Origin of the sequence: Azohydromonas sp. (assembly GCF_035325925.1) — a bacterium.
GTDB lineage: Bacteria > Pseudomonadota > Gammaproteobacteria > Burkholderiales > Burkholderiaceae_C > Calidifontimicrobium.
The window spans coordinates 1-26,298 of sequence record NZ_DAOKZA010000042.1 but is presented as its reverse complement, the minus strand read 5'-3'; the positions used below and the strand labels follow the sequence as shown (position 1 = coordinate 26,298).

Annotated in this window: 29 protein-coding genes; 5 read left to right on the top strand and 24 right to left on the bottom strand. The window is 74.3% G+C overall.

All coding sequences use genetic code 11. From position 1 onward, the window contains the following. The first annotated feature begins 316 nt into the window (after positions 1–316). The 4 genes from fdxA (at position 317) to PKC53_RS14470 (ending at position 3,552) form a co-directional block, all read left to right on the top strand. A complete protein-coding gene (gene fdxA, locus PKC53_RS14485) occupies positions 317–661 on the top strand; it encodes a ferredoxin FdxA (protein WP_324429811.1) in 345 nt (114 codons plus the stop codon). A gap of 28 nt (positions 662–689) precedes the next feature. Then, entirely contained in the window at positions 690–1,142 is a 453-nt protein-coding gene (locus tag PKC53_RS14480) for an Rrf2 family transcriptional regulator (protein ID WP_324429809.1), read from the top strand. A 13-nt stretch (positions 1,143–1,155) separates the two neighbouring features. Then, positions 1,156–2,613 (top strand): cytochrome c oxidase accessory protein CcoG, encoded by a 1,458-nt coding sequence (ccoG, locus tag PKC53_RS14475; protein ID WP_324429807.1) that lies wholly within the window; start codon positions 1,156–1,158, stop codon positions 2,611–2,613. Between the two features lie 72 nt (positions 2,614–2,685). Beyond that, positions 2,686–3,552, top strand: a complete 867-nt coding sequence (locus tag PKC53_RS14470) for a hypothetical protein (RefSeq protein ID WP_324429805.1) — start codon at positions 2,686–2,688, stop codon at positions 3,550–3,552. 294 nt (positions 3,553–3,846) lie between these two features. Here the strand turns inward: PKC53_RS14470 and PKC53_RS14465 are convergent, their stop codons facing one another. Continuing rightward, complete coding sequence (locus tag PKC53_RS14465) at positions 3,847–4,353, bottom strand: hypothetical protein (RefSeq protein ID WP_324429803.1); 507 nt, start codon at positions 4,351–4,353, stop codon at positions 3,847–3,849. Positions 4,354–4,464: 111 nt separating this feature from the next. Between PKC53_RS14465 and PKC53_RS14460 the strand changes: the two genes are divergently transcribed. Continuing rightward, positions 4,465–7,188, top strand: coding sequence for a PAS domain S-box protein (locus tag PKC53_RS14460; RefSeq protein ID WP_324429801.1), 2,724 nt, complete (start codon positions 4,465–4,467; stop codon positions 7,186–7,188). Positions 7,189–7,330: 142 nt separating this feature from the next. Here PKC53_RS14460 and PKC53_RS14455 read toward each other — a convergent pair whose 3' ends face one another. From PKC53_RS14455 to ppcB, 23 genes are all read right to left on the bottom strand, one after another. Then, entirely contained in the window at positions 7,331–7,717 is a 387-nt protein-coding gene (locus PKC53_RS14455; protein WP_324429799.1) for a hypothetical protein, read from the bottom strand. A gap of 230 nt (positions 7,718–7,947) precedes the next feature. Then, positions 7,948–9,312 (bottom strand): sigma 54-interacting transcriptional regulator, encoded by a 1,365-nt coding sequence (locus PKC53_RS14450; RefSeq protein WP_324429797.1) that lies wholly within the window; start codon positions 9,310–9,312, stop codon positions 7,948–7,950. An 11-nt stretch (positions 9,313–9,323) separates the two neighbouring features. Next, positions 9,324–10,454 (bottom strand): hypothetical protein, encoded by a 1,131-nt coding sequence (locus tag PKC53_RS14445; protein ID WP_324429794.1) that lies wholly within the window; start codon positions 10,452–10,454, stop codon positions 9,324–9,326. A gap of 109 nt (positions 10,455–10,563) precedes the next feature. Beyond that, on the bottom strand, positions 10,564–10,878 hold the full coding sequence (locus PKC53_RS14440; protein WP_324429792.1) for a metal-sulfur cluster assembly factor: 315 nt from the start codon (positions 10,876–10,878) through the stop codon (positions 10,564–10,566). Then, on the bottom strand, positions 10,875–11,903 hold the full coding sequence (locus PKC53_RS14435) for a GNAT family N-acetyltransferase (RefSeq protein ID WP_324429790.1): 1,029 nt from the start codon (positions 11,901–11,903) through the stop codon (positions 10,875–10,877). Before PKC53_RS14435 ends, PKC53_RS14440 begins: the two co-directional genes overlap by 4 nt. A 22-nt stretch (positions 11,904–11,925) precedes the next feature. Beyond that, the gene (locus PKC53_RS14430) at positions 11,926–12,402 is read right to left on the bottom strand and encodes a hemerythrin domain-containing protein (RefSeq protein ID WP_324429788.1); all 477 of its coding nucleotides are present in this window, start codon (positions 12,400–12,402) and stop codon (positions 11,926–11,928) included. A gap of 156 nt (positions 12,403–12,558) precedes the next feature. Next, a complete protein-coding gene (locus tag PKC53_RS14425; protein WP_324429825.1) occupies positions 12,559–13,473 on the bottom strand; it encodes an acyltransferase in 915 nt (304 codons plus the stop codon). Between the two features lie 100 nt (positions 13,474–13,573). After that, positions 13,574–14,917, bottom strand: a complete 1,344-nt coding sequence (locus tag PKC53_RS14420) for a hypothetical protein (protein WP_324429786.1) — start codon at positions 14,915–14,917, stop codon at positions 13,574–13,576. After that, positions 14,914–15,162, bottom strand: coding sequence for a DUF2249 domain-containing protein (locus PKC53_RS14415; protein WP_324429784.1), 249 nt, complete (start codon positions 15,160–15,162; stop codon positions 14,914–14,916). The genes PKC53_RS14420 and PKC53_RS14415 overlap by 4 nt, the downstream gene beginning before the upstream one ends. Then, complete coding sequence (locus tag PKC53_RS14410) at positions 15,159–16,376, bottom strand: acyl-CoA dehydrogenase family protein (protein ID WP_324429782.1); 1,218 nt, start codon at positions 16,374–16,376, stop codon at positions 15,159–15,161. Before PKC53_RS14410 ends, PKC53_RS14415 begins: the two co-directional genes overlap by 4 nt. 8 nt (positions 16,377–16,384) lie before the next feature. After that, entirely contained in the window at positions 16,385–17,203 is an 819-nt protein-coding gene (locus tag PKC53_RS14405) for an enoyl-CoA hydratase family protein (RefSeq protein WP_324429780.1), read from the bottom strand. 29 nt (positions 17,204–17,232) lie between these two features. Next, the gene (locus tag PKC53_RS14400) at positions 17,233–17,724 is read right to left on the bottom strand and encodes a ferritin family protein (protein ID WP_324429778.1); all 492 of its coding nucleotides are present in this window, start codon (positions 17,722–17,724) and stop codon (positions 17,233–17,235) included. Between the two features lie 16 nt (positions 17,725–17,740). Further along, positions 17,741–18,490: an SDR family NAD(P)-dependent oxidoreductase gene (locus PKC53_RS14395; RefSeq protein ID WP_324429776.1), complete on the bottom strand. Its 750-nt coding sequence runs from the start codon at positions 18,488–18,490 to the stop codon at positions 17,741–17,743. Continuing rightward, positions 18,487–19,266, bottom strand: a complete 780-nt coding sequence (locus PKC53_RS14390; protein ID WP_324429774.1) for an enoyl-CoA hydratase/isomerase family protein — start codon at positions 19,264–19,266, stop codon at positions 18,487–18,489. The genes PKC53_RS14395 and PKC53_RS14390 overlap by 4 nt, the downstream gene beginning before the upstream one ends. Positions 19,267–19,448: 182 nt before the next feature. Further along, positions 19,449–19,997 (bottom strand): pyridoxamine 5'-phosphate oxidase family protein, encoded by a 549-nt coding sequence (locus PKC53_RS14385; RefSeq protein WP_324429772.1) that lies wholly within the window; start codon positions 19,995–19,997, stop codon positions 19,449–19,451. A 30-nt stretch (positions 19,998–20,027) separates the two neighbouring features. Beyond that, entirely contained in the window at positions 20,028–20,486 is a 459-nt protein-coding gene (locus tag PKC53_RS14380) for a DUF120 domain-containing protein (protein ID WP_324429770.1), read from the bottom strand. Continuing rightward, positions 20,467–21,054, bottom strand: a complete 588-nt coding sequence (locus PKC53_RS14375; RefSeq protein WP_324429768.1) for a UbiX family flavin prenyltransferase — start codon at positions 21,052–21,054, stop codon at positions 20,467–20,469. Before PKC53_RS14375 ends, PKC53_RS14380 begins: the two co-directional genes overlap by 20 nt. A 23-nt stretch (positions 21,055–21,077) precedes the next feature. Continuing rightward, positions 21,078–22,427 (bottom strand): UbiD family decarboxylase, encoded by a 1,350-nt coding sequence (locus tag PKC53_RS14370; RefSeq protein WP_324429766.1) that lies wholly within the window; start codon positions 22,425–22,427, stop codon positions 21,078–21,080. A gap of 9 nt (positions 22,428–22,436) precedes the next feature. Then, positions 22,437–22,691 (bottom strand): phenylphosphate carboxylase subunit gamma, encoded by a 255-nt coding sequence (locus PKC53_RS14365; RefSeq protein ID WP_324429764.1) that lies wholly within the window; start codon positions 22,689–22,691, stop codon positions 22,437–22,439. 28 nt (positions 22,692–22,719) lie between these two features. Beyond that, on the bottom strand, positions 22,720–24,171 hold the full coding sequence (ppcA, locus tag PKC53_RS14360; protein WP_324429762.1) for a phenylphosphate carboxylase subunit alpha: 1,452 nt from the start codon (positions 24,169–24,171) through the stop codon (positions 22,720–22,722). 31 nt (positions 24,172–24,202) lie between these two features. Continuing rightward, positions 24,203–24,712, bottom strand: coding sequence for a phenylphosphate carboxylase subunit delta (ppcD, locus tag PKC53_RS14355; protein ID WP_324429760.1), 510 nt, complete (start codon positions 24,710–24,712; stop codon positions 24,203–24,205). Between the two features lie 31 nt (positions 24,713–24,743). After that, positions 24,744–25,283, bottom strand: coding sequence for a flavin reductase family protein (locus tag PKC53_RS14350; protein WP_324429758.1), 540 nt, complete (start codon positions 25,281–25,283; stop codon positions 24,744–24,746). 10 nt (positions 25,284–25,293) lie between these two features. After that, a partial coding sequence (gene ppcB, locus PKC53_RS14345) for a phenylphosphate carboxylase subunit beta (RefSeq protein WP_324429756.1) occupies positions 25,294–26,298 on the bottom strand: 1,005 nt, incomplete at its 5' end.

Genomic DNA, 26,298 nt, shown 5'->3' with positions numbered 1-26,298 from the left:
GCCCGGTGCAGCCGGGTCCGCGGCGGCCGTTCGCGAGGACGCAACCCGTCGACGGCGGATCGCGGCTGCGCGCCGCGGGCACCCGAGGCGGCCCCGATGCCGACCGGGCCGGCCCGGTCGGGGTCGGCGCGGGCCCGTTCGGTCCGCCGCTGGCGCTGATCGGGCCCGGCTTCGGCGTCTGCCCCGCCGCGGGGCGCGCCGACCTGTCGCCGATCGGGAGGGCCGGCCGCACCGTTGATCTGGCGCAAAGCCGCAGGTCGCGTGTGTCTATAAAGATATAGGGAGAATAAAGCTTCAAGCCCAGACCGAGCCCGTCGTGACCTTCGTCGTCACCGAAGCCTGCATCAAGTGCAAGTACACCGACTGCGTCGACGTGTGCCCGACCGACGCGTTCCGCGAAGGCGCGAACATGCTGGTCATCGAGCCCGACGACTGCATCGACTGCGCGCTGTGCGTGCCCGAGTGTCCGGTCAACGCGATCTTCGCCGAGGAGGACGTGCCCTCCGACCAGACGACGTTCGTCGCCGAGAACGCCGCGCTGGCGCGGCAGTGGCCGACGATCACGCGCAAGAAGCCGGCGCCCGCCGACGCCGACGACTGGGCGCGCGTGCAGGACAAGCGCGACCAGCTCGACCGCCGCGGCCCGCGCGAGGGCGACTGACGCCTGCCGCAGCCCCCCGGAGCCGCCGATGCGCCTGACGACGATGACCGACTACGCGCTGCGCCTGCTGATGTACGTGGCGCACCGCCCGGAGCGGCTGTGCACGATCGCCGAGGTCGCGCGCGCCTACGGCGTGTCCGAGGCGCACCTGATGAAGATCACGCACCAGCTCGGGCTGGCCGGGTTCATCGAGACGGTGCGCGGCAAGGGCGGCGGCATGCGGCTCGCGTCGCCGCCGGCGCAGATCAACGTCGGCGCGGTGGTGCGTGCGATGGAACCCGACTTCTCGCTCGTCGAGTGTTTCGCCGGCGACACCGGCTGCGTGCTGACCGGGCACTGCAGGCTCGCCGGCATCGTCGGCGGCGCGCTCGACAGCTTTCTGGGCCACCTCGACCGCTTCACGCTGGCCGACCTGATCGGCACGCCGCCGGCGGTGCAGCCGATGGCCGCGCCGCGCAGCCGCAGCGCCACCGGACGCTGAGCGCCGCCGCACGATGGCGAGCCCGCCCCGCACGCCGCCGCGCGTGATCCCGATCGCACCCGCCGCCGACGACTCGGCGGCGATGGTCTCGCTGTACGAGAAGCAGCCCAAGGTCTACCCGCGCTCGGTCAGCGGCGTGTTCGCGCGCTGGCGCTGGATCATGGTGTGGCTGACGCAGCTCGTGTTCTACGGCGTGCCGTGGCTGCAGTGGGACGGCCGCCAGGCGGTGCTGTTCGACCTGGTCGAGCGGCGCTTTCACCTGTTCGGGCTGGTGCTGCAGCCGCAGGACCTGATCTTCCTCGCCGCGCTGCTGGTGATCTCGGCGCTGGCGCTGTTCTTCTTCACCGCGGTCGCCGGACGGCTGTGGTGCGGCTACGCCTGCCCGCAGACCGTCTACACCGAGATCTTCCTGTGGATCGAGCGGCGCATCGAGGGCGACCGGCTGGCGCGCATGCAGCTCGACGCCGCGCCGTGGTCGGCGCGCAAGCTCGCGCGCAAGGGCGGCAAGCACGCGGCGTGGATCGCCGTGTCGCTGTTCACCGGCTTCACCTTCGTCGGCTACTTCACGCCGGTGCGCGTGCTGCTGGCCGAGCTGGCCACCTGGTCGCTGTCGCCGTGGGAGACGTTCTGGGTGCTGTTCTACGGCTTCGCCACCTACGGCAACGCCGGCTTCCTGCGCGAGCAGATCTGCAAGTACATGTGCCCGTACGCGCGCTTCCAGAGCACGCTGATCGACGCCGACTCGCTGGTCATCGCCTACGACGCCGCGCGCGGCGAGGCGCGCGGCTCGCGCTCGCGCAAGGCCGACGCGAAGGCGCTCGGGCTGGGCGACTGCATCGACTGCACGCTGTGCGTGCAGGTCTGCCCCACCGGCATCGACATCCGCAACGGGCTGCAGAACGAATGCATCGGCTGCGCCGCGTGCATCGACGTGTGCGACGACGTGATGGGCAAGATGGGCTACGCGCCGGGGCTGATCCGCTACGCCACCGACAACGGCGTGCGCCACGGCTGGACGCGCGCGCAGATGCTGCGCCGCGTGCTGCGCCCGCGCGTGCTGGTCTACGGCGCGCTGCTGCTGGCGCTGAGCGTGGCTTTCGTCGTTGCGATCGCGCTGCGCAGCGGCCACACCGTCGACGTGCTGCGCGACCGCGGCGCGCTCGCGCGGCTGGTCGACGGCGGCCACGTCGAGAACGTCTACCGCCTGCAGATCGCCAACCGCGGCGCCAGCGCACAGCGCTACCGTGTCGACGCCGGCGGGCTGCCGGGACTGGTGCTCGCCGGCGACGCCGAGATCGTGGTCGGGCCCTACGTCGCCGGCATGCTCGCGGTGCGGCTGACGCTGCCGCCCGAGACGGCGCAGTCGCTGGCCAGCGGGGCGCACCCGATCGAGTTCCGCGTGCGGCGCGCCGGCGACGGCGCGCCGGGCGAGACGGTGCGCGCGGCGTCGACGTTCTACGTGCCGCGCTGAGGCGCGGGCGGCGGCACGATTCGTGCTGCGCGGTGTCTACACCCGCCCCGGAAGCCCGCCATGCCCGCACCCATGCCTCTTCGGTTCGAGAGCACGCCTTCGGCGCTGCGCTACATGGCGCACGCGCTGCGCCCGCGCCGCGGCGGCGAGCTGCCTGCGCTGGACGCCTGCTGGCATGGCGCCGTCGCGGCACCGGCGCTGCGCGCCGACTTCGAGCGCCTGACCGGGCTGGCCTGCACGCCGGCGCTGCCGCTGCCCTTCGTGCACGCCTGGAGCTTTCGGCTGCAGATGGCGCTGCTGACGCACCCGGCGTTCCCGCTGCCGATCTGGCAGGCGCTGCAGTTGCGCAACCGCCTGCGCCAGCACCGGCCGCTGGCGCCCGGCGCGCGAGTGGATATGCGCACGCGCGTCGCGGCGCAGCGCCGGCTCGACAAGGGGCTCGAGGTCGACCTGCACACGACGCTCGCCGACGCCGACGGCGTGGCCTGGGAGGGTACGACGACCTTCTACTACCGCGGCCGGCGCCGTGGCGACGACCCGGCGCCGGCGCAGGCCGCCGCGCCGCGCGTCGACGCGCCGCCGCAGCCGCTGGCCGACCTGCCGCACGATGGCGGCTGGCGCTTCGGGCGCGTCAGCGGCGACTACAACGGGTTGCACTGGTCCGACGCGTGGGCGCGCCGCCTCGGCTTCGCCGGCGCGTTCCACCACCCGCCGCGCGCGATCGCGATCGCACTGGCGCGGCTGGCGCTGCCGCTGCACCCGCCGGCGCAACGGCTCGACGCGTGGATCCGCGGTCCGCTGCGTTACGGCAGTGCGCCGTCGCTGGCGCGTGCCGACGAGGCCGCCGGCGCGACCCGCTTCGCGCTCTTCGGCAGCGACGACGCGCGCCCGGCGATCGTCGCGTGCTGGGCGCCCGACGACGCCGACGTGGTCGACTGACAGCGACCTGAGTTCGACCGCATTGCACCCGCTGCCGACCGCTTCATGGTCCTGCAGCCGATCGCCAACGTTCGCCAAGGCCTTCTCTGGGTCGGCGCGGCTTTGACTGGGTGCTGCCTGTCGCGAGGGCCATCGTGGGGGCGGCGCGACAGCGTGCCCGGGCGCACGCCGCTTCGCCGCACTGCCCCGAGCAGCCCACCCATTGCACATGGGCAGGTCACGAAGTTCAGCACCGGGTCGATCGAACGTGCCGTCACCGGGGGGGGGGGCAGGCGCCGGCCCGTGCCCACGCGGTCAGCCGAGGTAGCGCGCGACACCCATGCCCAGCGTCGACAGCACCAACAGCGCCGCGCCCCACAGCCCGCCCAGGCGCAGCCGTCGCTGCAGCGTGGCGAGGCGCGCTGCCTGTTCGGTGCTCGGCGCGCCGCCGCCGATCTCGGCGCCGAGCCGCGCCAGCCCCGCGGCGGCGGGCTTGTTCACCGCGAGTCCGACGGCGAACGCCGCGAGGCCGACCAGCGCGGCCAGTGCCAGCGCCGCGCCCGGGGCCGAGCGCAGCCACGCGCCCTGCAGGCCGCCGGAGGCGGGCCACAGCAGCGCCAGGCCGGCCAGCGTGGTCAGCGCGCTGGCCAGGCCCATCGCCTCGGGGAAGCGGCTGTGCGCCAGCAGCCGCTGCATGAAACGCCCGCCGTCGGGGCCCAGCGCGCGCACGGTCGGCGCGACGAAGGCCACCAGCATCAGCGCGGCGCCGACCCAGAAAGCGCCGGCGACCACGTGCACGGCGCGCAGAACGATCAAGCTCATCGGATCCATCGTCTTCTCCAGAGGGGGTCAGGACAGCGGGAGGCGGCGTTGACCTGCGTCAGCGCGGCCCCGTCGGTGGCGCATTAGCTTCGGCGGTCCCGCCCCGCCGCGATGGACGCACCGCTCAACGAACGCCGCCGCAGCGATTCGCTGTGGACCACCGCGTTCGAGGTGGCCGGCGTGGGCATCGGCTTCATCGATGCGCGCGGCCGGCTGCTCGAGGTCAACCCGGCGCTGGCGCGCATGCTCGGCTACACGCGCGACGAACTCGTCGGCCAGCCGTGGACCGTCGGCGCCTTCGACGACGTCGGCGCGCGCGCCGATCGTTACCTCGCGGCGCTGCTGGCCAACTCGCCGCGCATCGCGCGCGAGTGGCCGATCCGCCGCCGCGACGGCGGCACGCTGCACGCGCTGGCCAGCTTTCGCGCGCTCGACGATGCACGCCACGGCCGCGTCGTCGTCGTCACGTTCACCGACATCAGCGAGCGCAAGCGCACCGAGGACGAGCTGCGCGAGCGCGAGCAGCGGCTGCGCGAGATCTCGCAGACCATCGACGAGGTGTTCTGGGTCGCCGATCCGGCGCAGCGCACGCTGCTGTACGTCAGCGCCGGCTACGAGAAGATCTGGGGCCGCCCGGTCGCCGACCTGCTCGCCGAGCCGGCCTCGTGGCTGCAAGGCGTGCATCCGGACGACCGCGAGCGCGTCGTGGCGGCGCTCGCGCTGCGCCGCGACGGCGACCACGAGCTTTCCTTCCGCGTCGTGCGACCCGACGGCACGCTGCGCTGGGTGCGCGACCGCGCGTTCGCGGTGCGCGACGCCGCCGGCCGCGTCGTGCGCGTGACCGGCATCGCCGCGGACGTCAGCGCCGAGGTGCACGCGCTCGACGAGGCGCGCCGGCTCGCGCGCTCGCTGGAGCAGCGCGTGGCCGAACGCACCGCCGAGCTCGCCGAGCAGGTCGGCGCGCTGCAGGTCGCGCGCGGTGCGCTGGCGGCGTCCGAACAGCGTTACCGTTACCTCGTCGACAGCGTCGGCGAGAGCATCGTCGTGCTGCAGGACGAACGCGTCGCGTTCTGCAACCCGCGCCTGGGCGAGCTGCTGGGGCTGCCGCTGGAGCGCATCGTCGGCCATCCGCTGCACACGTTCGTGCACCCCGACGACGCGCCGACGATGCTCGAGCGCCACCGCCGCCGCCTCGCCGGCGACGACGTGCCGGTGCAGTACCCGTTGCGCGTCGTGCGCAGCGACGGGCGCGTGCTGTGGGTCGACCTGCGCGTGACGCTGGTGCAATGGCAGGGGCGCCCGGCGGCGCTGGGCCTGGTGGCCGACGTCAGCGAACGCCGCGCACTCGAGGCGCAGCTGCGCCACACGCTGGCCGAGCGCGAGACCATCCTCGACAACTCGATCGTCGGCATCTTCTTCCTCGACGCGGCGGCGCGCATCCAGTGGGCCAACCGCAGCGCGCAGCAGATGCTGGGCATCGACGGCGCCGTGCTGCCGGGCCTGCACACCGCGGCGCTGTTCACCGACGCCGGCACGCACGCGGCGTTCGTGCAGCGCGCCGAGGCGGCGATGCGGCGGCGCGAGGCGCTGCGCGAGGAGGTCGAGCTGGTGCGCGGCGACGGCTCGCGCTTCTGGGCGCTGGTGTCGGGGCAGGCGGTGGGCGACTGGGGTGCCGGCGAGGGCAGCGTCTGGTCGGTGCTCGACATCGGCGAGCGCAAGGCGCTCGAGGCGCAGCTGCGCCGCACCAGCGCCGAGCTCGAGGTGATCCTGCACAGCGCGCTGGTCGGCGTCGCCTACACCGCGGGGCAGGCGTTCCAGTGGGTCAACCGCACGCTCAGCGAGATGCTCGGCCACCAGCCGCACGGGATGCTGGGCCGCTCGACGCGCCTGCTGCACGTCGACGAGGCGAGCTGGCGCGCGCTCGGCGAGGCCTGCGAGCCGGTGCTGCGTCGCGGCGAGGCCTTCGAGGCCGAGTGGCCGGTGCGCCACCGCGACGGGCGCACGCTGTGGGCGCTGCTGCACGGCCGCGCGATCGACCCGGCCGAAGCGCGGCTGCGCATCATCTGGACCATGCTCGACATCACCGGGCGCCGCCGCGCCGTCGAGGACATGCAGCGTGCACTGGCGCAGCAGCGCGAGCTCAACGAGCTGAAGTCGCGTTTCGTCGCGATGACCTCGCACGAGTTCCGCACGCCGCTGGCGGCGATCCTGTCGTCGGTCGAGCTGCTGCGCGACTACCACGACCGGCTGCCGGCGGCCGAGCGCGACGAGCTGCTGGGCATCGTGCAGACCTCGGTGCGGCGCATGCGCCAGATGCTCGACGACGTGCTGACCCTCGGCAAGGCCGAGGCGCAGACGCTGGAGTTCGCGCCGGCGCCGCTGGCGCTGGCGCCGCTGCTCGAGGCGGTGCTCGCCGACGCACAGCGCGCCGCGGCCGACGCCGGCGTCGGCGCGGTGCCGGTGCACCTGCGGCTGCACGGCGCCGCGGCGCCGCGCGCGCTCGACGAGCGCCTGCTGCGGCAGATCGTCGGCAACCTGGTCGCCAACGCGATCAAGTACTCGCCGGCCGGCGCGCCGGTGCACGTCGACGTCGAGTGCGACGACGCGGCAACGCGCATCCGCGTCGCCGACCGCGGCATCGGCATCCCCGACGAGCACCTGCCGCTGCTGTTCGAGCCGTTCTACCGCGCGCGCAACGTCGGCGCGATCGGCGGCACCGGGCTGGGCATGGCGATCGTCAAGCGGGCGGTCGACCGCCACGGCGGGCGCATCACGGTGGCCAGCCGCGTCGGCGAGGGCACGCGGGTCGAGGTGACGCTGCCGCACGGCGGGTGAGCCGGCCGTTGCGCAGCTTGCGTTCGTGTCCATCGGTGCGAGCGCCGGCGCGCGCAGCCGACGGCGACCCGCTCGGGTCGTCGATGCGGCCGGCGCGCGCCGGGCGAGGTGGTCGGCGTGGTGACCGGTCGTCGCCCGCGGTTCAGCGCAGCACGGCCGAGGTCGAGCCGGCGACCATCGTGGGCGCCGCGTGGCCGTCGCGCAGCGGCACGATCAGCGCGGCGACCAGCGGGTCGGTGCCGGCGGGCACCGGCGCACGGGTGTGCGTCGGCTCGTGCCTCAGCATCCGGTCGAAGCTGGCGAGCACCGGGTCGTCGGCGCGCGCCGCGACGCTGGCGGCATGCCCGTCGCGCAGCGGCGCGACGAGCGCGGCGATCAGCGGGTCGGCCGGCTCGGCCGGACGCGCGACCGGGGTCGTCGTCGGGGCGTGCGCGAGCATGCGATCGAAGCTGTCGACCACCGGGTCGGCGTGAACCGCGACGGCGGCGACGGACAGGGCGAACAGGGCGGCGAGGCGGTGGGCTTGCATGGCGGTCTCCGTGTGAGGGCGGGCGGCTCGGGGCCGGTGCATCGTCTCTGCAATCGACGTGCCAGGCCGGTGCAGCGCCGTGACGCAGAGGGACCGCGTCGCCACCACGACGCGCGGTGGCACCGCACGATGTCGGCAATCGCCGACACGCCCGCGCGCCGGCGCGCGCAAGTGCTTGTCGCACCACGGATTCATGCTGTCGGCGGGCGCCGACAGCGCTCAGCGGGGGTTCACTGCGGGCCGGACCCCGCGCGAAACGCCCCGGGCTCGAGGTGGTGGCGCGCGAGCAGCGCGTAGAAGTCGGTGCGGTTGCGCTGCGCCAGCCGCGCCGCCAGCGCGGCGTTGCCGCCGGTCAGCCGGAGCAGCTGCACGAGGTAGTCGCGCTCGAAGCGCCGGCGCGCCTCGTCGAACGGCTCGACGCCGTCGTCGCCGCTGCGCTCGACGGCGCGCTCGACCAGCGCCGCGCCGACGCTGTCGGCGTCGCCGGCCAGCGCGACGCACTTCTCGACCGCGTTGAACAGCTGGCGCACGTTGCCCGGCCACGGCGCGCGCGCCAGCAGCGCCATCGCGTCGGGGGCGAAGCCGCGCAGCGGCTTGCGGTACTTGCCCGCCAGCGCAGCGAGGAAGTGCTGGGCCAGCGCCGGGATGTCCTCGCGCCGCTCGCGCAGCGGCGGCAGCGTGAACACGACCACCGCGAGACGCCAGTACAGGTCGTCGCGGAAGCTGCCGTCGCGGCGTGCCGCGTCGAGGTCGCGGTGCGTCGCGGCGACGATGCGCACGTCCACCGGCAGCGCGCGCGTGCCCCCCACCGGGCGCACCTGGCGCTCCTGCAGCACGCGCAGCAGCTTGACCTGCAACGCCAGCGGCATGTCGCCGACCTCGTCGAGGAACAGCGTGCCGCCGGCCGCCGACCGGATCAGCCCCGGGTGGTCGCGCTGCGCGCCGGTGAAGGCGCCGCGCACGTGGCCGAACAGCTCGCTCTCGAGCAGCGCCTCGGGGATCGCGCCGCAGTTGACGGCGACGAACGGCCCGTCGCGGCGCGCGCTGGCGTCGTGGATCGCCTGCGCGAGCAGCTCCTTGCCGGTGCCGGTCTCGCCGTGGATCAGCACGGCGGCGTCGGTGGCGGCGACCTGCTCGGCCTCGTCGAGCAGCGCGCGCATCGCGGCGCTGCGCGTGACGATCTGCCCGCGCGCCGGCCCGGCGCGCTGCGCCGCCGGTGGCGCCACCGCCAGCGCACGCCGCACCTGCGCGAGCAGCTCGGCGGCCTCGACCGGCTTGGTCAGGTAGGCGAACACGCCCTTGCGCGTGACCTCGACCGCGTCGGGGATCGAGCCGTGCGCGGTGACGATGACCACCGGCAGCAGCGGGTGGCTGCGCCGCACCTCGTCGAACAACGCGAGCCCGTCCATGCCGCCCATGCGCACGTCGGTGATCAGCAGGTCGGGCAGCTCGACCGCGAGCAGCGCCAGCGCGCGCTCGGCGCTGTCGGCCTCGAGCACGCGAAAGCCCTCCTCGCGCAGCCGCAGCTGCAGCGTGCGCCGCAGCGCCGGGTCGTCGTCGACGATCAGGAGGGTGGCGCGGTCCATCGCCCCCATCGCCTCGGGCCTCAGCGCGCCGTGCCCCGTCGCGCCGGCGAGCGCCGGCCCTGCACCACCGCCGCCGCGGTGCTGGCGATGAAGCCCAGCAGCGCCAGCGCCGACAGCAGCGCGCCCCAGCGCTGCCACTCGAACTGCCCGGACGCGTCGCCGAGCAGGCGCAGCGCCAGCGACGCATGCAGCAGCACCAGCGGCACGTAGAAGCGCGGGTGGTACGGCACCGCGACGCGCAGCACCGCGGGGAAGATGATGGGGGCGTGGCCGAACACCATCGCGAACACGAAGCCCAGCAGCAGCGCGTGCAGCGCCGCGTCGTAGGCGGCGCCGCCGGGCTCGACACCGGCGGCGGCGATCACCGCGCCACCGGTGGCGAGCCAGAAGTAGCCCGACAGCAGGCACACCGCGATGAAACGGGTGAGCCCGCGCTGGCGCACCGTGCGCCGCGCGATGTCGTGGCGCAGCAGCCAGGCCGCCAGCGCGACCAGCACGACGCCGAACAACCGCGGCGCCCACGGCTGCGGCCACAGCACCAGCGCGGCGAGCGCCGCGGCCACCAGCGCCGCGAACAGCCGCTCGGCGCCGCGCGACGGCGGCATGAAACGCGACAGCTCGAGGCGCTCGCCGGCGATCGTCAGCACCAGGAAGCCGAGCCACCAGCCGACCACCTGGTGCACCGCGGCGCCGGCGGCCCACAGCGCGGTGCCCACGCTCCAGCAGCCGGCGGCCACCGCGATGACGAGCATGAACAGCTCGCGCTGGCGGCGCAGCACGTCGAGCGAGGCGGCCAGCAGCACGACGCTGCCGGCCAGGTACAGCCAGGGCGCGGCCGGCGCGGCGCCGTGCATCACCGCTGCGGTGCCGAGCCCGGCGAGCAGCGGCCCGGCGTAGGCCCAGGCGCGGCCGATGGCCACCGCGCGCTCGAGCGCGATGACCACGCCGAAGAAGCCGCACACCATCAGCGGCCCGTGCAGCGCCGCCGCGCCGGTGGCGACGTCGGGCATGGTCCACCCCAGCCGCGCGAGCCCGGCGCCGACGCCGGCGAACAGCGCGACGAAGCCGAACGCCAGCAGCGGCACGCGCCACCACGCCGGTCGCCGCTCGCGCGCCGTGCGCTCGCCGGCGCGACCGGCTTCGGGGGTCACTGCGCTGCGCTGCAAGGTGTCGTCCGTGCCGCCACGCCACGTGCCGCGCCCACGGGCCGCGGCGCGACCCTTGCGGCGGGCGCCGCGCCGCAGCCGCTTCGGCGGGGGGTCAGAACTTGCCCCACCCGAAGTGCTCCCGCGCGAACCCGCTCATGCGCTCGGGCGTCCACGGCGGGTCCCACACCAGCTCGACGTCGACCGGCACGCCCGACGGCACCACCGAGCCCAGCGCCGCGTGCACCTCGTCGACGATCATGTCGGCCATCGGGCACGCGGCGCTGGTCATCGTCATCTCGACGCGCACGCCGCCGTCGTCGACCTCGACGCCGTAGATCAGTCCGAGGTCGACGATGTTCATCCCCGCCTCGGGGTCCATCACCTGGCGCAGCGCCTCGCGCACCGCGTCTTCGTCGGGCAGGTTCACGCGCCGGCCTCCCGCGCGCGCACGAACGACAGGCGCTGCGACGGCGCGAACCCCGCGGCGTGCAGGAAACCCAGCAGCGCGAGGTCGCGCTGCGGCACGATGGTCTCGACGCGCTCGACGCGCAGCGCGCCGAGGTTGGCGAACAGCTGCGCGAGCAGCGCGCGGCCGACGCCGCGGCGCGCGTACTCGGGGTCGACGCCCAGCGTGTCGATCACCGCCACCGGCTCGGTGCGGCCGAAGTCGCCCAGGTCGGCGCGCGCCATCAGGTAGCCGACGATCGCGCCGTCGCGGCGCGCGGTCAGCGACACGCGCACGCCGGCGTCGTCCATCGCCTCGCCCAGCCGCGCGGCGATGTAGTCGTGCCGGTCGCGGCCGGTGATGTCGCGGTCGATGCGCGCGATCGCGTCGAGGTCCTCGGGCACCATCGAGCGCACGTCGGCGCCGTCGCGCTCGACGCGCTCGTGGTCGTTGGCTTCGCCGCGGCCGTAGTCGATCTCGTGGCCCGGGCCCTCGCCCGCCTCGAGCGCGACCGGACCGTCGCGCTCGGGGCGCCAGCTGCCCGGCTCGACCGCGGTGTCGACGATCTGGTCGGGCGCCAGGTCGAAGCCCAGGCTGTCGAACCACTCGAGCATGTCGGTGTGGCGCCACTCGGCGGCGGTGCGCATCTCGGCCATGCCGTGGCGCTGCGCCCAGGTGTCGAGCGCGTCGAACAGCCGCCGGCCGATGCCGGCGTGGCGCAGGTCGTTGCGCACGCCGACCAGCTCGAGGCGCAGCGCCGGGCGGCGGCGGCCGAATTCGCCGGCCAGCACGCGCGCGAGGATGAAGCCGGCCAGGCTCTGGCCGACCACGGCGGCGAACTGCGCGTGCGCGGCGGGTTCGCGGCGCGCGGCGGCGAGCCGGCGCTCGATGTAGTCGCGTCGGGTGCGGCCCTCGATGGCGGCGTCGATCGCGACGACGGCGTCGAGGTCGTCGGCGGCGAGCGCACGCACGGTCACGGCGGCGTCGGTGGCGGCATGGGTGTTCATCGTCGGTCTCCCAGGGGCGGGTTCAGTCGCAAGCGTAGGCGAACGCGAGTTCGCGGTCGGCGTCGTCGTCGAGCAGGTCGTCGAGCAGCGGCAGCAGCGCCATCGTCTCCTTCTGGATGTGCGCGACCTGGCGTTCGACCATCTCCAGCGCCAGCCGCTTGAGCGTCGCCGCCGACGCGGCGTCGGGCGTGCCGGCGGCGGCCGCGCGCGCCAGCGGCAGCAGATCCTCGGCCACCGCGCGGATGCTCGCGTGCTCCTCGGCGAGCAGTTCGGCGAGGTCGCCGTCGCCGGCGTCGGCCATGCGCGGGAACAGCTGCTGCTCCTCGAAGTCGAAGTGGCGGCCGATTTCGTGCTCGAGCTGGCGCACCAGCGGTGCGGCCAGCGACAGCCACTCGGCGTCGTCGCCGCGCGCGAGCGCGCGCTCGACGCGGCCGAGCAGTTCGAGGCTGGCGCGGTGCTCGTCGTCGAGCGTGCGGGAGACTTGTCGCGAATAGCTCATGGCGGTGTGTCGTGCAAGGGTGGACCAAATTCGGTACTGCGATACCAGAATAAGGGCCTGCCACCGTCGTGGGCTTGCCGCAGGTCAACCGCCGGGCGATCGGACGCGCGCGCCGCGACCCGGCCGCCGGCGCGGGCACGGGCTGGGCCGGCCCGCTCAGGCATGCGCTGCCGCCCCGGGCGCGCCGAGCAGCGCGCCGATCTGCGCGTCCTTGTCGAGCCACAGCTGCTCGAGCCAGCGGTGGAAGGTCGCGCGGAACGCCGCGTCGGCGGTGTAGTCGCCGGCGCAGAACTCGGGCGGGATCGGCAGCTGGCGCACGCGCACGACGATGCGCGGCACGCGGCCGCCGAGGAACTGCCAGAAGGTCGGCGCGCCGTCGGGGTAGACGATGGTCGCGTCGATCAGCGAGTGGAATCGCTCGCCCATCGCGTTCAGCGCCAGCGCCAGCGCGCCGGCCTTCGGCTTGAGCAGGTGGCGGTACGGCGAGTGCTGCGCGCGGTGCTTGGCGGCGGTGAAGCGCGTGCCCTCGGCGAAGTTCATCACGCTGGTGGGCACCAGCGCGAACTTCGCGCAGGCGCGACGGGTGGTCTCGCGGTCCTGCTCGCGCAGCTCGGGGCGCGCGCGCAGTGCCGCCTTCGAGTGCCGCCTCATGAACGGGAAGTCGAGTGCCCACCAGGCCAGCCCGATCACCGGCACGTAGATCAGCTGCTGCTTGAGGAAGAACTTCAGCAGCGGGATGCGGCGGTTGAGCACGTGCTGCAGCACGAAGATGTCGACCCAGGTCTGGTGGTTGGCGTTGACCAGGTACCAGTCGGCGTAGCGCAGCGCGTCGACGCCCTCGACGTCCCAGTGCGTGCGCTGCGTCAGCCGCATCCAGCCGCTGTTGCACGCGATCCAGTGGGTCGCGATCGCGTTGAGCAGCGGGTCCACGCGCAGGCGCACCGCGTCGAACGGCAGCGCCAGCTTGACCAGCGACAGCGCGAACAGCGGCGCGCACCAGAACAGCGTGTTGAGCACCAGCAGCGCGAACGCGATCGCGCCGCGCAGGAAGGGTGGCAGGAACGAGAGCATCGGGCGGGGCATGGCGGCGCGGCGGCGGGTGCGCGCGCGCGGCGCCGGGGATGGAAACGTGGATTGTCCGTGCTGCGGCGTGCGGCGTTCCTGCGCCAGATCAGCCGCGCGCGGCCGTCGCGGGCGGCGGGGTGGCCAGGCTGTGGCGCAGCCGCTGCCACACGCCGAGGTAGAACAGGCCGAACGCCACGGCGCCGACGCCGCCGGCGAGCGCCGCCGCGCCGGCCAGCCAGGCCGAGTCGGCGAGCACCGCGGCGGCGAGCAGCGCCAGCGCCACCAGGTGCGCCGCGAAGTGCCACGCCAGCGGGCGCTCGCGCGTCAGCGCCGACGGCGTCGGCGGGCGCGGCTGGCCGCGCGCCGCGTGCATCGACGCGAGGAACGGCAGGATGCGCTGCAGCACGCCGAACAGGAAACTCAGCAGCCAGCCGCCGACGGCGAGCACGACGAACAGCCTGCCGAGCCGCCCGGCGTCGAGCCCCAGCGCCGGCGCCGCCAGCTGCAGCAGCGCGACGGCCAGCGCCAGCGCGAGCGCGCCCCAGCCCACGCGCATGAGCTGCTGGGCGCGGCCCAGGTCGCGGCGCATCCCGGTGGCCAGCGCGTGGTGCATCAGCTTCAGGTGCAGCGCCAGCGCCAGCGCGCCGGCGGCCAGCGCCGCGCCGCGCAGCGCCAGCGGCGCGACGTCGAACGCCGCCACCGCCGCCAGCGCGACCGCCGCCAGCGCCGAGGCGCCCGACGCCAGCTGCAGCCGCTCGTCGGGCACGCCCGACAGCGCGAACATCGGCAGCAGCACGTACGACAGCCCGAACGCCAGCAGCCCCATCGTGCCGAACACGCCGGCGGCCAGGTGCAGCGCGCGCGCCGCGTCGCGATCGAGCAGCGGGTGGCCCAGCCACAGCGCCACCAGCGCCAGCGCGCTGGCCGCCAGCAGCGCCAGCGCCGCCAGCGCGCCCCAACCGTGCAGCACGACGCCGGGCATGCCGCGCGCGCCCAGCAGGTTCAGGCCCAGCAGCGCCGCCCAGGCCACCAGCGCCGCGACCACCGCGGCGGCGCCGAGCGCGAGCAGCGTCGGGTGCGCCAGCCCCATGCCCAGCGCCAGCGTGGCCACGCCGGGCACGTAGACCCACCACAGCGCGGCGGCCACGCGCGGCGAGCGCACCGGCTGGCGCGTGGCCACCGGCAGCAGCTGCAGGCTGGCGCCGATCGCGCTCGACAGCAGCGTGCCCAGCGTCACCAGGTGCAGCGCCGCCAGCGGCCAGCCCAGCCCGCCGCGCCACTGCGCCCAGTCGGCGGCGCCGGCCAGCAGCGCCAGCCAGGCCAGCGCGTGGAACGCCACCGCGGCGCCGAAGAAGCGCAGCGGCACCGACGCCGGCAGCAGCCGGCCCTTCGCGCCGGCAAGGAAGGTGCCGCCGAGCTTGGCCGGCTTGCGGATCGGCCCGGCGCTCACGGCAGCGCGGCGAGTCGCAGCCGCACCTCGCCGGGGTCGCCGGCGACCTGCTCCGCGCCCCAGCCGATCTGCGCCAGCTCGGGGTACAGCAGCTGCGGGTCGCGGTCGTGGTGCACGACGACGACGCCGCCGGCGCCGACCTGCGCGACGAGTTGCAGGATCTGCACCAGCGGATGCGGCGCCGGCAGCCCGCGCACGTCGATGTGCGTGCCGTCGGCGTCGTGCCAGGTGCGCGGCGCGTTCACCGGCCGCCCGCGTCGTGCGCGGTGCGCAGGTGCTGCGCGCCGATCACCAGCTGCAGCACCTCGGTCGCGCCTTCGTAGATGCGCAGCGCGCGCACGTCGCGGTACAGCCGCTCGACCGGCTGGCCGCTGACCACGCCGAGCCCGCCGTGCAACTGCACCGCGGCGTCGATCACCTGCTGCGCCGCCTCGGTCGCGTAGAGCTTGGCCATCGACGCCTCGCGCGTGACGCGCCGGCCGAGCACGTCGCGCGTCCAGGCGCTGCGCCAGACCATCAGCGCGGCGGCGTCGATCTCGGTGCACATGCGCCCGAGCTGCACCTGCGTGAGCTGGAAGTCCGCCAGCCGCTGGCCGAACATGCGCCGCGACCGCGCGCGCGCGGTGGCCTCGTCGAGCGCGCGGCGCGCGAATCCCAGCGCCGCCGCGCCGACCGTGGTGCGGAACAGGTCCAGCGTGCCCATCGCAATCGCGAAGCCCTGGCCCGGCGCGCCGATCAGGCGGTCGGCGCCGACGCGGCAGCCGCCGAGCTTGAGCGTGCCCAGCGGGTGCGGCGAGATCACCGGGATGCGCTCGCTGGCGTCGAGCCCCGGGGTGTCGGCGTCGACGAGGAACGCCGAGATGCCCTTGGCGTCGCGGCTGCCGGGGCCGTCGCCGGGCTGCTCGCTGCGCGCGAAGACGACGTAGCGGTCGGCGAGCCCGCCGGCGTTGGAGATCCAGGTCTTGGTGCCGTCGAGCACCCAGTGCTCGCCGTCGCGGCGCGCGGTGGCCTGCATCGCCGCGACGTCGCTGCCGGCGTCGGGCTCGGACAGCGCGAATGCCGCCACCAGCTCGCCGCGGCACACGCCGGGCAGCAGCGCCTGCTTCTGCGCCTCGCTGCCGAACAGGCTCACCGGCACGCTGCCCAGGCCCTGCATCGCGAACGCGAAGTCGGCCAGCGCGCCGGCGTGCGCCAGCGTCTGCCGCGCCAGCGCCAGGCTGCGCACGTCGACGCGTTCGCGCAGCCCGCCGTACGCCGCCGGCACGCAGGCGCGCAGCAGCCCGGCGGCGCCCATCGCTCGCACGAGTGCGCCGCAGGCCGCGTAGACGGCGTCCAGGTCGTGTTCGTCGGGTTGCGGCAGCGCGGGCAGGTCGCGCTCGACCCACGCGTCGAGCTCGCGCGCCCACGCGCGGTGGCCGTCGTCGAGGAAGGGCCAGTCGAGGAAGCTGCGGTCGGCCATGCTGGCGGCTAGTCGCCCTGGAACTCGGGCTTCTGCTTCGCCGCGAACGCATGATAGGCGCGCTCGAAGTCCTTGGTCTGCATGCAGATCGCCTGCGCCTGCGCCTCGGCCTCGATGCACTCGCCCAGCCCCGAGCTCCATTCCTGCCACAGCATGGTCTTGGTCATCGCGTGGCCGAACGTCGGGCCGTCGGCCAGATCGCGCGCCAGCGCCTGTGCCTCGGCGAGCACCCGGTCGGGCTCGACCAGGCGGTTGTAGAAGCCGAACGCCGCAGCCTCCTCGCCGCCGACGACGCGGCCGGTGTACAGCAGGTCGGCGGCGCGCGACAGCCCGATCAGCCGCGGCAGCAGCGTGCACGCGCCCATGTCGGCGCCGGCCAGCCCGACGCGCACGAACAGGAACGCGAGCTTGCTGCGCGCCGTGGCCACGCGCAGGTCCGAGCCGCAGGCGATCATCGCGCCGGCGCCGGTGCACACGCCGTCGATGGCCGCGACGATCGGCTGCGGGCACGCGCGCATCGCCTTGACCAGGTCGCCGGTCATGCGCGTGAACTCGAGCAGCTCGGGCATGTCCATCTGCACCAGCGGGCCGATGATCTCGTGCACGTCGCCGCCGCTGCAGAAGTTGCCGCCGGCGCCGGTGAAGACGACCGCCTTGATGTCGGTCGCGTAGACCAGCTCGCGGAACAGGTCGCGCAGCTCGCCGTAGGAGTCGAAGGTCAGCGGGTTCTTGCGCTCGGGGCGGTTCAGCGTGATGGTGGCGACCTTGCCGTCGACCGACCAGCCGAAGTGCCGGGCCTGGTAGCCGGCCAGCTGGATGCGTTTCATCGTGGGTGTCCTCGGGGGGGGGGGGCTCGTCAGCCCTGGTGGTGGGGGTCTTCGCGCCACGGCGTCGACGGGCGCGGCGTGCGCGCCAGCCAGTCGTCGAGCGCGGCCACGTGCTCGGCCTCCTCGGCGGCGAACTCCTCGGCCAGGCGGCGCACCTCGGCGTCGCCGGCGTCGGCCGCGGCCTGGCTGTAGAAGGCCTGCGCGCGGAACTCGTTCTCGCGCGCGTAGCGCAGCGCCTCGTACGCGGTGAGCTGCGGGTCGAACGCTTCCTCGCCGCCGGTCTCGGGCGGGTGGCGCCAGCGGTACTGCCACGAGCGCAGCGCCGGCAGCGCGAGGCCCTTGGCGCGCTCGACGATCGAGTCGTGGTGCAGGCGCGAGTAGCGCACCATGTCGCGGAAGGTCGACGCCACCGCGTCGTTGCGGTACGACTCCATCATGTCGGCGAGCTCGAGGTAGCGCTCGGCGGCCTCGCGCTCGAGCGCGATCGCGTGGGCGAGGAACTCGGGAAGCGTCATGTCCATCGTCGGTCTCCGTGCGTCAGCCGGCCATCGTCAGCCCGCCGCTGACGCTGAGCACCTGGCCGGTGACGTAGCCCGCGCCGTCGCCGGCGAAGTACAGCACCGCGCCGGCGACCTCGGCGGGCTGGGCGAAGCGGCGCATCGGGATCGCCTTGCGGAACGCGTCGAGCACCTTCTCGGGCACCGCGGCGAGCAGCGGCGTGTCGGTGGGGCCCGGGCAGACGCAGTTGACGGTGATCCCGTGGCGCGCCGTCTCGCGCGCCAGCGACTTGGTGAATGCGATCAGCCCGCCCTTGGCGCCCGAGTACACCGTCTCGCCCAGGCTGCCGACGCGGCCCGCGTCGCTGGCGATGTTGACGATGCGCCCGCGCCCGCGTTCGATCATCGCCGGCAGCAGCGCCTTGACCAGCTGCATCGGGCCGACGAAGTTCAACTGCACCAGCTTGTCCCAGAAGTCGGGCGTGCCTTCCCAGAACGGCGCGGTCTTGCCCCAGCCGGCGCCGTTGACGACCACGTCGGGCGCCCCGTGGCGCGCCAGCAGGTCGGCGGCGAAGTCCTCGATCGACGCACGGTCGGTGAGGTCGACCGCGCGGTACTCGGCGGCGTGGCCGGCGCTGCGCAGCGCGGCGGCGGTCTCCTCGCCGCGCGCGGCGTCGATGTCGGCGACGACCACGCGCGCGCCGGCGGCGGCGAAGGCCTGTGCGGTGGCGCGGCCGATGCCCGAGGCGGCGCCGGTGACGACCACCGTGCGGTCGGTGAACGGTTTCATGCGGGTTCTCCTTGTCGGCGCGTTGCGCCGCGGGCGAGGAAGGCGCCGACGAGCGCGCGCGTGGCGTGCTCGCGGTACAGGCGGCGGGTGTGGTCGATCTCGGCGGCGAAGCCGTCGCGCGACGGGTCCAGCGCGGCGGCGATGCAGTCCTTCGCGGCGGCCAGCGCCGCGGGCGGCAGCGCGGCGATGCGCTCGGCCAGCGCGTCGGCGGCAGCCGGCAAGTCGGTGCGCGGCACGGCCCAGTGCACCAGTCCCAGCGCGCAGGCGTCGCGCCCGTCGAGCACCTCGGCGCCGAGCAGCAGGCGCCGCGCCAGCGCCGGGCCGGCCAGGCGCGTGAGCCGCTGCGTGCCGCCGGCGGCGGCGAGCAGCCCCAGGCCGGCCTCGGGCAGGCCGACGCGCGCGTCGTCGGCGGCGATGCGCAGGTCGCAGGCCAGCGCCAGCTCGAAGCCGCCGCCCAGCGCGGCGCCGCCGATCTCGGCCAGCGTCACCACCGGCGCGGACTCGAGCTTCGCGGCCAGGGCCTGCATGCGGCGCACCAGCGCGAGCATGCGCTCGAGCCCCTCGGTGCTGGCGATGCTGTCGCGCATCAGCGCCAGGTCGGCGCCGGCGCAGAACGCGCGTTCGTCGCTGCGCAGGTGCACCAGCGCGACGCCCGGGGCGGCGACCGCGTCGTCGAGCGCGGCGCACAGCGCATCGACCAGCGCGTCGTCGAGCGCGTTGACCGGTGCGCGCGCCAGCGTCAGGCGCAGCACGGCGCCGCGGCGCTCGCTGCGCAACGGTGCGGTGTCGGCCGGCGCCTGCGGCGCCGCCGTGCACGGCGCGGGCGGCGGCTGCCGCGTCGGCCCTGGCATCGCTTGCTGCCCTTCCTGCGGCGCCCGACGGGACACCGCTCGACGGTCCAAAAACAGTACTGCGATACCAATTTAGAACAGGACCCCCCGGCGGACCTTGAAGCAGGTCAAGGCTGCGGGCCGGCGCGCCGACGCGCGGCGGCCGGCCGCCGCGCGGGGGCCGGCGCCGCCGCATGGCGCAGCGCGGCGATCACCGCACGCTCCATGCGCCGCATCGCGGCGCGCTGCGGCGCCGGCCAGCGGTAGCGCAGCACGCTGGTCGAGACGCCCGGCCACGACTGGTCGCGCACGCGCGACAGCGTCAGCTCCCAGGCGTCCAGCGGCGGGCTGCCGGCCACGTCGAGCGCTGCCGGCAGGCGCTGCACGCGACCCGACAGCAGCAGGTTCAGCCCGGCGTGGCCGACGACCAGCAGCGCGGCGCGGCCACTGCGACGCAGGTGGGCGCTGCTGCGCCCGCCGCGGTCGGTGGCCAGCCGCAGTCGCCGGGTGTCGACGGCGACCGCCCACGAGTAGGTGGCGTGCACGCGGCCGGTGCCGTCGCTGCTGAGCACGAGCACCGGCAACCCGGCGGCCAGCGGCGCCAGCGCCGCGACGCCGAGGCGATCTCGTGCGCCGACGGCGTCGTGCCGCGTCGCGGCGGCGGGCGCGCGGGTCACGATCGCCGCCGGGCTGCGCGCGGCGCGCCGTCAGCCCGCGGCCGGTGCGCCGGCGGGCCGGCCGGTCGTCGGCTGCGGTGGCAGGTGCACGCGCACGCGCACGCGCGCGCCGTCGCGCAGCGCCAGCGTCTCGCGCAGCGCGACCGGCGCGACCAGCTCGAGCTTGTCGTCGGGGTAGTCGGGCACGTCGGGGAACACCGCCGCCGCGCGCACGCGATCGTCGAGCGTGACCGCGAAGCAGGTCGCGGCGCAGAACCCCGGGGGCGGGTCGATGCGCACGCCGCGGCGGTGCGGCAGGTCGCGGCGCCAGCGCTGCCACGCCGCGCCGGCCATCCGCAGGTTGAGCGTGCCCGGCCAGGCGGCGAAGCCGAGCCGGCGCGCGAACGCCGCGCCGACCCAGTCGAGCGCGGTGAAGCGCGCGCCCTCGCCGAGGCCGCTGCAGACGACGCCGACGAAGTCGGCCCGCGCCTCATCGGCGCGAGCGGGCATGGTCGCGCTCCTCGTTGCCGCTCCAGCGCTGGAACAGCTCGGCCTCGACGCCGAGCTGGTCGAGCGCCTTGTTGACCGACTGGTCGATGATGTCGTCGAGCGTCTTCGGCCGGTGGTAGAACGCCGGCAGCGGCGGCAGCACGACGGCGCCGGTCTCGGTGACCTGCGTCATCAGCCGCAGGTGGCCCAGGTGCAGCGGCGTCTCGCGCACCATCAGCACCAGCTTGCGCCGCTCCTTGAGCGTGACGTCCGCGGCGCGGATCAGCAGGTTGGTGTTGAACGAGTGCGCCAGCGCCGACAGCGTCTTGATCGAACACGGCGCGATCACCATGCCGTCGTGCCTGAACGAGCCGCTGGAGATGCACGCGCCGACGTCGTTGAGGTCGTGCACGTGGCTGGCGAGCTGCTTCACGTCGTCGATCGTGCGGTCGGTCTCGTAGACGATCGTGCGCTTGGCCGAGTCGGACATCACCAGATGCGTCTCGACGCCGGCGTCGCGCAGCACCTCGAGGATGCGCAGCCCGTAGATCGCGCCGCTGGCGCCCGACATGCCCACCACCAGTCTCATCGCCTTCGCCTTCCCGTCGCGGTTCATTGCACCAGGTCGCCCAGCACGGCACGCACGCGCGCCAGCGCGGCGGCGTCGAGCCGCGCCTTGTCGAAGGCGGGGTCGGCGCTGCCGCGGGTGGCATCGAAGCCGATCTTCGAGCCCTCGCCGCCGCCACCGCCGCTGGGGTCGATGACGTAGACCTCGGTGCCCTCGACGACGATCGTGTCGCGCGCCGGCCGCAGGCGCGTGGCGACCGCCCACGCGACCTCGCGCGGATCGCGGATGTCGACGTCGTCGTCGACCACGGTCACGGTCTTCAGCCGCTTGTCCAGCGCCAGCGCGAGGTGGATCAGCCGCCGCACCTCCGAGCGCGGCGTGCCGTGCACCGCGACGATCATCGAGAACCCCGCGGTGCCGCCGGCCAGCTCGAGGTCGACGACGCCGGCGACGTGCGCGCGCAACTGGCCCAGCATCTCGGTGCCGGCGGCCAGCCACAGCAGCATGTCGACGTCGCTGCCCCACGGCGTCAGGCCGGGGTAGATCGCGTCGCGCCGGTGCGTGACGGCGCTGACCTCGATCACCGGGCTCGCGTTGCTGAAGTAGGCGCCGGTGTTCTCGCCGAACGGGCCCTCGAGCTCGCGCACGCCGCTCAGCACGCGGCCCTCGATCACGATCTCGGCGCGTGCCGGCACCTGCACGGCGACGGTCTCGGCGTCGACCATCTCGACCGGCGCGCCGCGCAGCGCGCCGGCCACCGCCATCTTGTCGGGCACCAGCGGCCCGACCTTGACCACCGAGGCGACGACGACCGCCGGCTCGAGCCCGAGCGCGATCGCCACCTCCAGCGGCTCGCCGCGCGCCTCGGCGGCGGCGTGGAACTGCGACAGCGGCGGGTTGGCCAGCAGGATGCCCAGCCGCCGCCCGCCCTTGACCATCATGCGGTGGATGCCCATGCCGCGGCGCCCGCTCGCCGGGTCGCGGCACAGCACCACGCCGGTGGTGATGAACGGCGCGGCGTCGCGCTCGTGGTGGGTCAGGACCGGCAGCGCGGCGAGCAGGTCGTCGCCGCGCGTGGCCACCACCTGCTTGACCGGCGCGTCGCGGGTGGCCACCGGCTCGACGCCGCGTTGCTTGCGCTCGAGGTAGGTCTCGGCCAGCGCCTCGGGCGCGGTGCCGAAGGCGAGCGCCAGCCGCCGGCGGTGCGCGATCAGGTTGCCGGCGACGCGCCAGCCGGGGTGGCCGACGACCTGGTCGAACATCAGCGCCGGCGCGTCGGCGCGCGCCTGCCGCAGCGCCGCGGCGATCTCGAAGCGCGGCGACATCGGTTCGGCGATGCGACGCAGGTCGCCGCCGAGCGCGTCGAGGAAGTCGCGCAGGTCGCGGTAGGCCATCGCGCGCGCCTAGCGGTACTTCGCCGGCAGGCGCTGCACCTCCTCGAGCACGTGCATCGAGAAGCGCTGCGGCGCGAGCTGGCCGCGGCCGTAGCGCACCTGCAGCCGGTCGGGCAGCTCGTCGGGCGACTTCGACAGCCGCACCTTGGCGCGCTTGTAGGTGTACTTGTGGATGCCGGGCTCCAGCGTGCGGATCGTCAGCTCCACGTCGCGCCCCTCGGGCAGCTCGGACAGGTCGGACACGAACACTTCCCATTGGCTCATCGTCGGTCTCCTCGTGAGGTGCGGCAAGTCAGCGTGCGCTCGGCGCGAAACCGTAGCGGGTCCAGTTGGCCAGCACCTTGTCCTGCACCTCCTTCGGGTAGACGTTGCGGAACGACACCACCGTCGGCACGTCGTTGATCTTGTCCCAGTCGACCGGCCACAGGCAGTCGAACAGCACCTGCGAGCCGATCGAGTACCTGCGGTCGTGCGGCGTCGCGTGCGGGTACAACGCGGTGCCGGTGGTGTTGCGGAACACGTGGATGCCCCGCTCGGGGTTGCAGCGCGTGCAGAACGCGTGGTAGACCTCGTCCCAGTTGTAGATGTCGGTCTGGTCGTCGACGACCATGACCATGTGGAACCAGGGCCCGAGCTTGCTGCCGAAGGCCAGCTGCGCGATCTGCATCGCGATGCCGGCGTAGGTCGGCTTGACGCCGACGATCATCATGTGATGCGTCGAGCGCGGGTGCATGTACACGCCGGTCACCGGGATGCCCTGGCTCTTCAGCAGCTTCTCCAGCTCGAGGCCGAGCGAGAACGAGCGCAGCAGCTGCCCCTCGTCCTGCGGCACCCCCATGTTGGAGATCGTCATCGTCGCGTGGTTGCGGTAGGTGATGCAGTTGACGCGGAACGTGACGCGGAAGTCGCGCGGGCTGGTGCGGTAGCCGGTGTACTCGCCGAACGGGCCCTCCTCGACCTTGTAGTCGGGCAGGATCTCGCCCTCGAGGATGATCTCGGCGTCGGCCGGCACCTCGAGGTCGTTGGTCTCGCACTTGACCAGCCGCACCGCCTCGCCGGCGAGCATGCCGGTGAGCTCGGGCTCGGGGATCGGCGACGGCGCGCACGCGGCCATCGCCGCCAGCGGCGACAGGCCGATCGCGGTGGCGAACGGGCAGGTCTCGCCGCGCGGCAGGTAGTACTCGTTGAGCGCCTTGCCGAGGTCGGAGAACGGGAACACCGCGCCCGACATCGTGCGGCCGTCGAACATCATCTGCCGGTACATGCCCCAGTTCACGTCGCCGCGCACCGGGTGCTTGGTCACCACCGCGTGCCAGGTGCCGACGTAGCGGCCGCCGTCGCCGTCGTGCACCAGCGGCACCGGCAGCCGGCACAGGTCGACGTCGGCGCCGCGCAGGATGTTCTCCTTGCACGGCGCGTCCCTGCGGTCGACGAGCACCGGGGCCACCGGCTCGCCCTTGGTGCGCTCCAGGTAGATGCGGCCGAGCTCGGGCAGCGAGGTGTCGGGCGGCAGGCCCAGCGAGATCGCCATGCGGCGGTACGTCGACAGCGGCGCGCCGAAGTAGCGGAAGCCGGGGTAGTCCTTGATGCTCTCCATGTACGGCGCGGGCGCCGCGAGCTCGCAGACGCGGCGCACGATCGCGCCGGCCTCGTTCTCCCAGTCGACCTGTTGCGCGATGCGCACCGCGTCGCCGGAGGCGAGACAGGCTTCGACGAATTCACGGTTGCTGCGGGGGGGTGCCACTCGTGCTCCTTCGGTAAGGGTGACTCTTCGCTCAGGCGATCTTGGCGAGGATCGCGTCCCACTTGCCCTGCGCCTTGAGGATCATCTCGGCGGCCTCGCGCACGGCGCCGCGCCCGCCGCGCGCGCGGGTGACGTAGGCGGCGGCCTCGCGCACTTCGTCGACCGCGTCGGCCACCGCGATCGGCAGGCCGACGCGTTTCATCATCGCCAGGTCGACGAGGTCGTCGCCGACGTAGGCGACCTGCGCGTCGGAAATGCCCATCTCGGCGAGCATCTGCTCGTAGGGCTCGACCTTCTTGCGCACGCCCTCGTGGAAGCGCCTGATCTTCAGTTCCTCGGCGCGGTGGCGCACCGAGCCGGACTTCTTCGACGTGATGATCGCGACCTCGACGCCGGTCATCTGCAGCGCGACGACGCCCAGGCCGTCCTTGATGTCGAAGTTGCGCTGCTCGAGCCCGTTGTCGTCGATGACGATGCGTCCGTCGGTCATGACGCCGTCGACGTCGAGGATCACGAGCTTCACGCCCTTGGCCTTGTCCATGCGGGACTCCTGTGCAGGTGAGGGGGAGGGGTCAGTGCGGGTACGACACGCGCGGCCCGCGCAGCGCCGCACCGACACCGTGGCTGGCGCCGCCGAAGCGCACCACCGGGCGGCCGTCGTCGCGCACGCACCAGTCGCGCACCAGCCCGAGGAACAGGTCGTGGTCGCCGCAGGCGGCCACCTTGAGCACGCGGCAGTCGTAGCTCGCGGCCGAGCCGGCCACGCGCGGGCTGGGCACGCTGCCGGGCTCCAGCGCCAGGCCCACCTTGGCGAGCTTCTTCGCGTCGGCGCCGCCGATCGACCCGGCCTTCAGCGCCGCCTCGTTCTGCGACTCGTCGGCGACGTTGAACGTGAAGTGCCGCGCCTCGTTGACCAGCCGGTGCGCGGTGCTGCCGGGGCGCAGGTAGACGGCGACGATGACCGGGTCGTACGAGACCCACATCGCGGTCGCGGCGACGACGTCGGCGGCGTCGCCGGCGCGCACCGCGAGCAGCCCCTGCGGGCAGGGCAGGCTGCCCAGCAGCCGCGCGAGCGGTGCGGGCGGTGCGGCGGCTGGTTTGCGGCTCGGCATGTCGCTCTCCTCAGTCGATGCCGAACTCGGCCCAGCGCGCGCCGATCGACGCCAGCGTCGCGTCGTCGAGCCGCGCCTCGACGGGTTTTTGCTTCCACTCGTAGGGGATGCAGGCGTCCATCAGGATGCGCGAGGTCGTCAGCTTGTCGCCGGCCGGGTCGAGCGCCGGGTCGAGCGGCGTCGAGCGCCCGCGCTTGATCAGTTCGGTGCCGCGCATCGGGTCGTAGCGGCACGACAGCGCCCAGACGACGCGCTGCAGGTCGTCGGCGGCGATGTCCTCGTCGACCGTGATCACGCCCTTGATGCCGTAGCTGCCGGTGTTGCTCGCGATCACCGCGTCGGCGACCTGGCGCGAGTGCCCGGGGTAGGCCTGCTTGACCGAGACCACCGCCCAGAAGCGCCCGGCCGACTCGGGCAGCACGCACACGTTCTGGACGCCGGGGATCTTCATCTTCTCGAGCTCGGTCCACAGCGTCGCGGTGCGCGTGAACGCCAGCAGCATGTGCACGTCGGTCACCGGCCGGCCCTGCCCGGTGGCCCACAGGATCGGCCTGTCGCGGTGCAGGATCTGCTTGACCTCGAGCGCCGGCTTCGGGATCGGGTGGTGCAGTTCGTCGGTGTAGTAGCCGGTGTACTCGGCGAACGGGCCCTCGGGGCGGAAGGCCGTCGGGTCGATCTCGCCTTCGAGCACGATCTCGGCGCCGGCAGGCACCGGCAGCCCGGTCAGCGGCGCCATCAGGTACTCGGCCTGCTGGCCGCGCACCGTGCCGGTGATGTCGAAGTCGCTGGCGCCCTTGTGCATCAGCGTGCCGGCCATGAACAGCAGCGGGTCGCAGCCGATGACGGCGGCGGCCGGCATCTTCTTGCCCATCTTGGCGTACTTCTTCATGATGCGCTCGCCGCGCTTGCCCGGCAGGATCTGCACGCCGCAGGTCTTGTTGTCGAGCATCTGCATGCGGTAGGTGCCGAGGTTGGTCTCGCCGGTCTCGGGGTCCTTCAGCACGACGAAGACGGT